This window comes from Curtobacterium sp. A7_M15 (assembly GCF_030705415.1).
In the GTDB taxonomy this organism is placed as follows: Bacteria; Actinomycetota; Actinomycetes; order Actinomycetales; family Microbacteriaceae; genus Curtobacterium.
Genome location: NZ_JAUZED010000132.1, coordinates 1 through 8,640 on the forward strand (window position 1 = coordinate 1; position 8,640 = coordinate 8,640).

The window sequence follows — 8,640 nt, forward strand, 5'->3', positions numbered from 1 at the left end:
AGCCGGAGTCGAGCTTCACGGCCGTGTTCCCACCGAGGACCTCGGGCACCGACGCGACCGGGCCGGGGATCTTCGACGAGGACGACGACACGGTGTGCACGGTGCCGTCGGCCTGCGCGGCCGAGACGCCGAACGCGGCACCGCCGAGGACGAGCGCGCCGGTCGTGGCGAGGGTGATGGAGGTCTTCAGGCTCTTGCGCATGGTGATCGTTCCTTTGCTGTCGTCGCGCTCGGCGCGGCTGCTGTGTGCGCGCCGAACACACCCTGGTGCAGGGTGGAGAACCAGCTATCTGCGGCTGGTGAGCGCCTCCGGGGTGGTTCCCCGGTCGATGTCAGTGATTCGGCACCCTCGCCGAGCCGGATTGGTCCGGATCGAGATCCGTCAGAGATCGACGTCCGCGAGCACCCGGTCGTCGCCGCGGAGCCGCACCTGCACGCTGGCGATGTCGTCACGCTGCACGTCGGTCGAGGCGGAGAGGCCACGGGCGTCCTCGCCGGCGGCCGACCACGACGCCACGGTCTGCACGGACCCGTCGTCCCGCACGACCACGAGGTCGTACATGACGGACCCGTCGGCGGCCCAGGACCTCCCGCCGTAGGAGCAGCCCCAGTCGAAGCGGGTGCCCCACGGTTCGCCGCTGACGGTCAGGTCGACGTCGAGTCCCCGCTCGCCGACGAGCGAGTACCGGTCCGCCGACGCCGCGCCCGACCCGGCCTGGACGGACGGGTCCACCCGTGCGGTGCCGACCGCCAGGCCACCGAGCACCGCGGCGACCACCGCGGCGGCCGCTGTGGCCGCGACCCAGAGGCGGCGGCGACGGCGACGGTGTCGAACGCGGTGCGCGACGGACGCGAGGGTGCTCTCGGAGCCGGTGTCGCGCCTCCCGTCCGAGTCCGCGATCTCGACCGCCTGGTCGGCCGGCAGCTTGGACAGCAGGCCCGGGAGACCGACGAGCTCGGCGACGGCGGCTGCACAGCGGTCGCACGTCTCGAGGTGCCGCTCGTACTCGAGCCGCTCGTCCGGCGGCAGGGAACCGAGCACGTAGGCGGTGTCCCACTCGGCGTAGCGGTCGTCGCTCATCGCGTCACTCCTCGTTCCTGCAGTGCGAGCCGGAGGGCTCGCAGCCCGTAGTGCAGCCGTGACTTCGCGGTGCCCTCGGGAATCTCGTGTCGTCGGGCGATCTCGGGGACCGTGTGCCCGAGCCAGTAGGCGTCCACGACCACCCGGCGGTGGTCGGGACTGAGCGAGGCGAGGGCGTCCGCGACGACGATGCGGTCGAGCACGGCGTCGGTGCGGTCCGCCTCGACCCGGTCGACCGGCGACTCGGTGCCGCGTTCACGGCGGTTCCGGGCGGAGCGCGCGTCGTCGACGACGAGGTTCCGGGCGACCGTGAAGAGCCAGGCCCTCGCGCCGTCGGGGGTGCGCTCGAGGACGGCCGGCCGCTGCCACGCGCGCACCATCGTCTCCTGCACCACGTCCTCGACCGTGTCGCCGTCCCGTGTCAGGTGCCGGACGTACCGGGTGAGCGCGTCACCGTGTTCGCGGTAGAGGGTCGCGAGGAGCTCGTCGGCTCCCCTGCCCGTGGCCATCACTTCGCCAGGTCGAGGGAGAACTCGACGGAGCCCTTCGGGTCCACCGTGACGAAGCCGAGCGACGGGGCCTCGACGCCGTAGTCCTCGAAGGTGATCGGGATGCTGCCGGCGACCTGCACGGTGCCGTCCTTCGCCACCGCGACCTGAGCATCGGCGGTGACGGGCCGCTCGACGCCGTGCAGGTCCATCGTGCCGGTGAGCGTGACGTCCTGCGTGGAACCGTCGAGCGCGCCCGAGACGTCGACGGGCTTCGTCAGTGTGAACGTCGCCGTGGGGTGCTGGTCCGTCTGGAGCGCGGTGTCGCGGAAGTACGCGTCGCGGGCGGACTCGGGCGTGGTGATCTTCGCGACCTCGACCGTGACCGTCGCCGTCGTCAGGGATCCGCCGCTGACCTCGGCGCTGCCCTCGACGTCCTTCGTCCGTCCGACCACGTTCACATCCTGCCCCTGCAGCGTCTCGTGCACCCGGTAGCCGGCGAACGAGTCGCCCGTGCTGGTCCAGGTGCCGTCCGCCTCGGCTGCACTGAGCGTGCCGGACCCGCCGGACGGTGCGGCGCTGACGGACGGGGCGGCGGCGGCCTGCCCGTTCACGGTGTTCGCGTAGATCACCGGTCCGGCGATGGCGGCGGCCGCGCCGACGACCACGACGCCGGAGGCGATGCCGATGACGACCTTGGTGCGTGTGCGGAGTCCCATACCCTTCCAACGAGGTGGCAGGGCGGATCGTTCACCGGCGACCGGTACGAGCGGCGGATCGTCCACCGGCGTTCGGCATGATGGGTCGGTGGACATCGTCATCGCCGGCTGTGGCGACCTCGGGATCGAGACCGGCCTGCGGTTCGCCGCCGCCGGGCACCGCGTGATCGGGCTCCGGCGGCGGGGCGAGCTGGTCCCCGCCCCGCTCACCGGGCGGAGCGTCGACCTGCGCCGGTCGGTCCCGGAGATCCCTGCGAGCACGGCGGTGGTGGTCGTGGCCGTCGCCGCCGGGAGCCGCGACGTGGACGAGTACCGCGCGACCTACGTCGACGGGCTGCGGAACGTCCTGGACGGCGTCGACGCCTCCGGTGCGACGCCGCGGGTGGTCGTGGTGTCGTCGACCGCCGTGTACGACGTCGACGACGGCAGCACCGTCACCGAGGACACGCCGGCGGCCGGCGCCACCGCCACCGCGGACGTCCTCGTGGAGGCCGAAGCGCTGCTCCGCGACCGGGCCCCTGACGCCGTGCTCGCCCGGCTCTCGGGGGTGTACGGCCCCGGACGGGAACGTCTGATCGACCAGGTGCGGGGCGGCACGGCACGCCGCTCCCCGGCGGACGGCGTCTCGCCGCACACGAACCGGATCCACCGGGACGACGCGGCCGCGGCGCTCGTGCACCTCGCGACGGTGGACGACCCCGCTCCGACGTACCTCGTGACCGACGACGAACCGGTGCGGCTCGACGACGTGTACGCGTTCCTCGCCGCCGAGCTCGGGGTCGACGTGCCGCCGAGGGCCGACGGCGGCGCCGGCGGTCGGCAGGGTGCCGGCGACAAGCGCCTGTCGAACGCCCTCTTGCGGTCGACGGGATGGGCGCCCCGGTACCCGACCTTCCGCGAGGGCTACCGCGCCGTGCTCGCCGGCACGGGTACCCGGCACCCCTGACCCCGGCGCGCTCGGTACGATCCGGACGTGCACGCACTCGCCGTCCGGTCCCACACCACCCCCACGCTCGTCGTCGCCGTGGCGCTCCTGTGCATGTCCGGGACGGCGCTCGCGCTGCTCTGGTCGGTCATGTGGGTGCCGGTGTTGGTCACGGGGACGGGAGCATCGCTGTTCCTGTGGCCCCTCGTGCTGGCGGCGTCGCTCCTGCCGTGGTGCGGGGTCGTCGCGGCGCTGGTGCTCGGCGGCGTCGCACTCCGGCACGGTGAGCGTCGCGGGCCGACCGCCGTGGTCACCACCAGCGCCGTGGTGTCCGTGCTCGCGCCGATCGCGCTGTGGTTCGGCGGCCCGTTCCCGGCCGTCGGCTGACCGGCGCGTCGCACGGCGCCTCAGTGGTACCGGTGGTCCTGGATCGTCAGGCGCGGCCCGAACGACGGCTTCCGGAACCCCGAGCCACCGATGAGCCGCACGACGCGTTCCCGGTGTCCCCGCCACGGTTCGAGCAACTCGAGCATCCCGTCGTCGTCCACCGGCCCCCCGGTCAACGCCCACCCGACGAGCGCCGGCACGTGGAAGTCACCCACGCTCGGGGAGTCCGGATCGCCGTGGGCGCGCTGCGCGGTCTCCGCCGCCGTCCACCGCCCGATGCCCGGGACCGACTGCAGCCGAGCGGACACGACGTCACCACCGCGGCCGAGTGCCAGTGTCCGTTCGAGCGCCGGCGCCACCCGGACCGCCCGCATCACCGTCGCCGAGCGCCCCGGTTCGATGCCGGCCCGGTGCCACTCCCAGCTCGGGATCGCACCCCACTGCGCGGCGGTCGGCGGGACGAACATGTCCGCCGGTGCCGGACCGGGAGCCGGCGTCCCGTAACGCCGCAGCAGGTACCGCCAGGCGCGCCAGGCCTGCCGGGAGGTGACCTTCTGCTCCATGATCGCGGGCACCAGCACCGCCATCACGGTGTTGGTGCGGAGCAGGCGGAGCCCGGGCTGCCGGTGTCGGGCGTCGACGAGGAACGGGTGTCGGGACACATCGAGGTCCGACCAGTCGTCACCCCGACCGAGCAGTTCGGGAGCGTGCGTCACCGCCCACGCGGCACCGTCGCCCCACGCCGAGACCGCGATGGCGTCGGGACCGGCACGGCGCACGAGCACCGAGGCCGGGCCCTGCGGCGTGCGGAGCGCGAGCCACGTGTCGGAGCCGACCACCCGGAAGGCGGGGTCACCGGAGCCGCGCTGCAGGGGCCGGAGCGTCGCGCGGACGTCCACCGCGCCTCCTGGCCGGTAGACCGTGTCGACACGCGGAACGGTCCCGCCGACACAGGGGTCGGCCCCACCGAGGCGCGGGACGGCCCCGTCGATCGACGACACGGCCGCGCTGTCCCGCCCCGCAGCGCCCTCGACGCCGCCGGCGGCGGAGGACGGAACGGTGAGGGACACACGCAGGATGGTAATGCGGAACCACCGTCAGTCATGATGGGCATGTCCCAGTGCACCCCGACGACGGAGTTCCCCATGCGCATCGGCATCCTCACATCCGGAGGCGACTGCCCCGGCCTGAACGCGGTCATCCGCGCGATCGTGCTGAAGGGCATCGCGATCTACGGACACGACTTCGTCGGGTTCCGCGACGGGTGGCGCGGAGTGGTCGACGGCGACATCGTCCCGATCGGTCGCAAGGACATCCAGGGCATCGCGAAGCAGGGCGGCACCATCCTCGGCACGAGCCGGACGAACCCCTTCGAGGGTCCGAACGGGGGCGTGGAGAACATCGAGCGCACCCTCCAGCGTCACGGCATCGACGCCATCGTCGCGATCGGCGGCGAGGGCACGTTGGCCGCGGCGAAGCGGCTCACGGACGCCGGGCTGAAGATCGTCGGCGTCCCGAAGACCGTCGACAACGACCTCGGCGCCACCGACTACACGTTCGGCTTCGACACCGCGGTGGCGATCGCGACCGAGGCCATGGACCGCCTCCGCACGACCGGCGAGTCGCACTCGCGCTGCATGGTCGCCGAGGTCATGGGTCGGCACGTCGGCTGGATCGCCCTGCACTCCGGCATGGCTGCGGGCGCGCACGCGATCCTCATCCCGGAGCAGAAGACGAGCATGGAGCAGATCGCGGCGTGGGTCCGGGCGGCCTACGACCGTGGTCGGGCCCCGCTCGTCGTCGTGGCCGAGGGCTTCGTCCCCGACCACGAGGACAACGCGCACACCGAGCGTGGTCTCGACGCGTTCGGACGGCCGCGCCTCGGCGGCATCGGCGAGCGCCTCGCGCCGCTCATCGAGGAGATGACGGGCATCGAGACGCGGGCCACCACGCTCGGCCACATCCAGCGCGGCGGAACGCCGACGGCGTACGACCGGGTGCTCTCCACCCGGCTCGGGCTGGCGGCCATCGACTCGGTGGTCGAGGAACGCTGGGGACGCATGGTCGCGCTGCGCGGCACCGACATCGAGCACGTGTCCTTCGAGGAGGCGCTCGGCGAGCTCAAGACCGTGCCGCAGGCCCGGTACGACGAGGCCGCCATCATGTTCGGCTGAGCGGCGGGGCGCGGCTGCGGCGCGGCTGGGGCGCGGCCGCGGTGCGGCGGGGGTGTACCTGGTCGAATCGGGCGTAGCTGGTCGTTCCTTCCGACCAGGTACGCCCGATCCCGTCAGGCATCGCGAGCGTGATGGGAAAGAACCTGCGCACGGGAGGCGCGGGTAACGTCCGACGCGTGACCCGCGCAGTCCTCGTCTCCAGTTCCACCCCGCCCACCGTCACCGAGGTCGACGTCGCCGATCCGGCCGAGGGCGAGGTCCTCGTCGACGTCACGTACTCGAGCGTCAACTACAAGGACGGCCTGGCGCTCGCCCGGAACCCCGGCGTCGCGCGGATCGACCCGCTCGTGCCCGGCATCGACGTCGTCGGCACCGTCGCGGCCCTCGGACCGGGCGTGCACGAGGTCACGATCGGCGATCGGGTCGTCGTCAACGGCGCCGGACTCGGCGAGACGCGGCACGGCGGCTGGGCGGCGCACGCGGTGGTGCCGGCGGGTTCGCTCGTCGTACTGCCCGGATCGATCGACGACTCGTTCGCGGCCGCGATCGGGACCGCCGGGTTCACCGCGATGCTCAGCGTGCTCGCCCTCGAGCGCTTCGTCGAGCCCGGCAGCGGACCCGTGCTCGTGACGGGTGCGTCCGGCGGGGTCGGCACGGTGGCGATCGCCCTGCTCGCGGCCCGCGGGTACGAGGTCACCGCGTCGACGGGCCGCGCCGCGAACGAGGCCTCGCTCCGTGCCCTCGGCGCGACCGAGGTGGTGGACCGGGCGACGCTGTCCGAGCTCGGGCGGCCGATGCAGCGGGCACGGTGGGCCGGCGCGGTGGACAGCGTCGGGGGCGCCACCCTCGCGAACGTCCTCGCCGCGACGACGTGGGGCGGTGCGGTGACGGCGTGCGGCCTGGCGCAGGACTCCGCGCTCCCGACCACGGTGATGCCCTTCATCCTCCGGGCGGTGTCGCTGCTCGGCATCAACTCCGTCGACGCCCCGCTGCTGCTCCGGCAGCAGGCGTGGCAGCGGCTCGCGACCGATCTCGACCCGGCGCTGCTCGCGGGCGTGACGCGGGTCGCGGGACTCGACGAGGCGATCGCGGTCGGACCGGAGATCGTCGCGGGGAACGTGCACGGACGCACCGTCGTCGCCGTCGATCGCTGAGAACAGAGCGCTGAGCGCCGCGCGCCGAGCGCCGAGATTTCACAAGCGTTTGCATATTGACACGTTAGGATTTGAGTACAGAACACCTGACCCTGTGAGGAGCCCGGCATGCCGGTACCCAAGTCCACCGTCGAGAACTCGCCGCGGAAGCTCCTGCGCGACGTCGTGCTCGAGAAGATGCTCGCCGCGATCCAGGACGGCACGCTCCAGGCCGGCGAGCGCCTCAACGACGACGAGCTCGTGCAGTGGCTCGGTGTGAGTCGCACCCCCATCCGCGAGGCGATCGCCAAGCTCGTCGACTACGGCCTGGTCGAGATGGAGGCCAACCGCTACACCCGCGTCGCCACTCCGACGGGCAAGCAGGCTGCCGACACCACGCAGGTCCTCGGCGGGTTCGTCGAACTGGCTGCGCGCTGGGGCGTGCCGAAGCTCGACGACGCCGCGGCGAAGGCGCTGACGGAGCACCTCGAGGCCGTGCGTTCGTACTCCGAGCAGCAGGACAAGCGCATGGACGCCGAGCTCGAGACGGTCATCTCGCTGCTCGTCGACGCCGCCGACAACGAGCTGCTCGACAAGTTCGCCGAGTCCCTCCTGCCCCGCGCGCGGTTCCTCTCGCTGGCCCAGGGTGCATGGCAGTTCTGGGACTACAAGCACTCGGTCGACCCGCTGCGCGCAGCCATCGCGAAGCGTGACGGCGACGCTGCCGCCGCCGCGATCCGCGCGCTGACCGCGACCGCCGAGCAGCAGGCGGACGAACTCCGGGCTGCCGGGACCGCCGCCGCGGGCTGAGCCGACCTGCGATCCCCGGCCGCCTGGGCCACGATGGACGTGTGAGCACCAACGACGACGTCCTCGTCCGGGCGGCCGGGGTCCGCGTGACCCGGTCGGGCCGCGACCTCCTGCACGACATCGACCTGACCGTCCGGCGTGGGGAGCACTGGGCGCTCCTCGGGCCGAACGGCGCCGGGAAGTCCACGCTGCTCGCGGTCCTCGGCGCCACCGGACACCCCACGGCCGGCACGGTCGACCTGCTCGGTCGGCGACTCGGACGCGTCGACGTCCGGGAGCTCCGCGAGCACATCGGGCACGTCGACCCCCGCCACCGGATGCTCTCGCCGCTGACCGTGTTCGAGACCGTGCTCACCGGCCTCACCGGCACGACCGACCTCATGATGCGGTGGAAGCCGACACCCGGCCAGATCGCCAGCGCGGAGCAGCACATCGCCGACGTCGGACTGGCCGATCGTCGGGACGCCCGCTGGCCGGTCCTGTCACAGGGCGAGCGCGGACGGACGCTCATCGCCCGGGCGCTGATGTCCGAACCGCAGCTGCTCCTGCTCGACGAGCCGGCGACCGGGCTCGACGTCGCCGCGCGTGAGCACCTGCTCGAGACGGTGGACGCCCTGCGTCACCGGCACCCCGACCTCGGGAGCGTGATGGTGACGCACCACCTCGAGGACCTGCCCGCATCGACCTCGCACGCGATGCTGCTGCGCGACGGGGCTGCGGTCGCCCAGGGCACCTCGGACGAGGTCATCACCTCCTCGGCGGTCTCGCACGCCTTCGACTTCCCGCTCGCGATCCTCCGGGCCGAGGGTCGCTGGGCCGCTCGCCGCGCGTCCTGACCCGGGGCCCGCCGGACCGCAGCCGGGGTGCCGGAGCGCACGCCGCGCCTCCTGGCCCAACCCGCGCGCAACGGCACTGGCCGCGCG

The 8,640-nt window shown here is 73.2% G+C and carries 11 protein-coding genes; 6 read left to right on the forward strand and 5 right to left on the reverse strand.

From position 1 onward, the window contains the following. From Q7F20_RS16515 to Q7F20_RS16530, 4 genes are all read right to left on the reverse strand, one after another. Positions 1 to 202, reverse strand: a 202-nt coding sequence (locus tag Q7F20_RS16515) for a hypothetical protein (protein WP_370871670.1), incomplete at its 3' end; no start/stop codon positions are given. A 180-nt stretch (positions 203 to 382) separates the two neighbouring features. Next, positions 383 to 1,081, reverse strand: coding sequence for an anti-sigma factor (locus Q7F20_RS16520; protein ID WP_305741160.1), 699 nt, complete (start codon positions 1,079 to 1,081; stop codon positions 383 to 385). Next, a complete protein-coding gene (locus Q7F20_RS16525) occupies positions 1,078 to 1,590 on the reverse strand; it encodes a sigma-70 family RNA polymerase sigma factor (RefSeq protein WP_305741161.1) in 513 nt (170 codons plus the stop codon). The genes Q7F20_RS16520 and Q7F20_RS16525 overlap by 4 nt, the downstream gene beginning before the upstream one ends. Beyond that, a complete protein-coding gene (locus tag Q7F20_RS16530) occupies positions 1,590 to 2,288 on the reverse strand; it encodes a YceI family protein (protein ID WP_305741162.1) in 699 nt (232 codons plus the stop codon). Before Q7F20_RS16530 ends, Q7F20_RS16525 begins: the two co-directional genes overlap by 1 nt. Positions 2,289 to 2,376: 88 nt before the next feature. On the opposite strand from Q7F20_RS16530, the gene Q7F20_RS16535 reads away from it, so the two are divergent. Next, positions 2,377 to 3,234 (forward strand): NAD-dependent epimerase/dehydratase family protein, encoded by an 858-nt coding sequence (locus tag Q7F20_RS16535; RefSeq protein WP_305741163.1) that lies wholly within the window; start codon positions 2,377 to 2,379, stop codon positions 3,232 to 3,234. A gap of 27 nt (positions 3,235 to 3,261) precedes the next feature. Next, positions 3,262 to 3,600, forward strand: a complete 339-nt coding sequence (locus Q7F20_RS16540) for a hypothetical protein (protein WP_305741164.1) — start codon at positions 3,262 to 3,264, stop codon at positions 3,598 to 3,600. Between the two features lie 20 nt (positions 3,601 to 3,620). Here the strand turns inward: Q7F20_RS16540 and Q7F20_RS16545 are convergent, their stop codons facing one another. Next, positions 3,621 to 4,592: a DNA-3-methyladenine glycosylase gene (locus Q7F20_RS16545; RefSeq protein WP_370871718.1), complete on the reverse strand. Its 972-nt coding sequence runs from the start codon at positions 4,590 to 4,592 to the stop codon at positions 3,621 to 3,623. A gap of 153 nt (positions 4,593 to 4,745) precedes the next feature. Here Q7F20_RS16545 and Q7F20_RS16550 point away from each other — a divergent pair, with 153 nt between their 5' ends. The 4 genes from Q7F20_RS16550 (at position 4,746) to Q7F20_RS16565 (ending at position 8,553) form a co-directional block, all read left to right on the forward strand. Next, the gene (locus tag Q7F20_RS16550; RefSeq protein ID WP_305741165.1) at positions 4,746 to 5,774 is read left to right on the forward strand and encodes a 6-phosphofructokinase; all 1,029 of its coding nucleotides are present in this window, start codon (positions 4,746 to 4,748) and stop codon (positions 5,772 to 5,774) included. Between the two features lie 176 nt (positions 5,775 to 5,950). Then, positions 5,951 to 6,928, forward strand: a complete 978-nt coding sequence (locus Q7F20_RS16555; protein WP_305741166.1) for an MDR family oxidoreductase — start codon at positions 5,951 to 5,953, stop codon at positions 6,926 to 6,928. Positions 6,929 to 7,036: 108 nt separating this feature from the next. After that, positions 7,037 to 7,717: a GntR family transcriptional regulator gene (locus Q7F20_RS16560; RefSeq protein ID WP_305741167.1), complete on the forward strand. Its 681-nt coding sequence runs from the start codon at positions 7,037 to 7,039 to the stop codon at positions 7,715 to 7,717. A 41-nt stretch (positions 7,718 to 7,758) separates the two neighbouring features. Then, positions 7,759 to 8,553, forward strand: coding sequence for an ABC transporter ATP-binding protein (locus Q7F20_RS16565; RefSeq protein WP_305741168.1), 795 nt, complete (start codon positions 7,759 to 7,761; stop codon positions 8,551 to 8,553). Positions 8,554 to 8,640 lie beyond the last annotated feature (87 nt).

Coding starts and splice junctions, on each gene's coding strand:
- Q7F20_RS16530 (WP_305741162.1), bottom strand. CDS start 2,288: ATGGGACTCCGCACACGCACCAAGGTCGTCATCGGCATCGCCTCCGGC.
- Q7F20_RS16550 (WP_305741165.1), top strand. CDS start 4,746: ATGCGCATCGGCATCCTCACATCCGGAGGCGACTGCCCCGGCCTGAAC.
- Q7F20_RS16560 (WP_305741167.1), top strand. CDS start 7,037: ATGCCGGTACCCAAGTCCACCGTCGAGAACTCGCCGCGGAAGCTCCTG.
- Q7F20_RS16525 (WP_305741161.1), bottom strand. CDS start 1,590: ATGGCCACGGGCAGGGGAGCCGACGAGCTCCTCGCGACCCTCTACCGC.
- Q7F20_RS16520 (WP_305741160.1), bottom strand. CDS start 1,081: ATGAGCGACGACCGCTACGCCGAGTGGGACACCGCCTACGTGCTCGGT.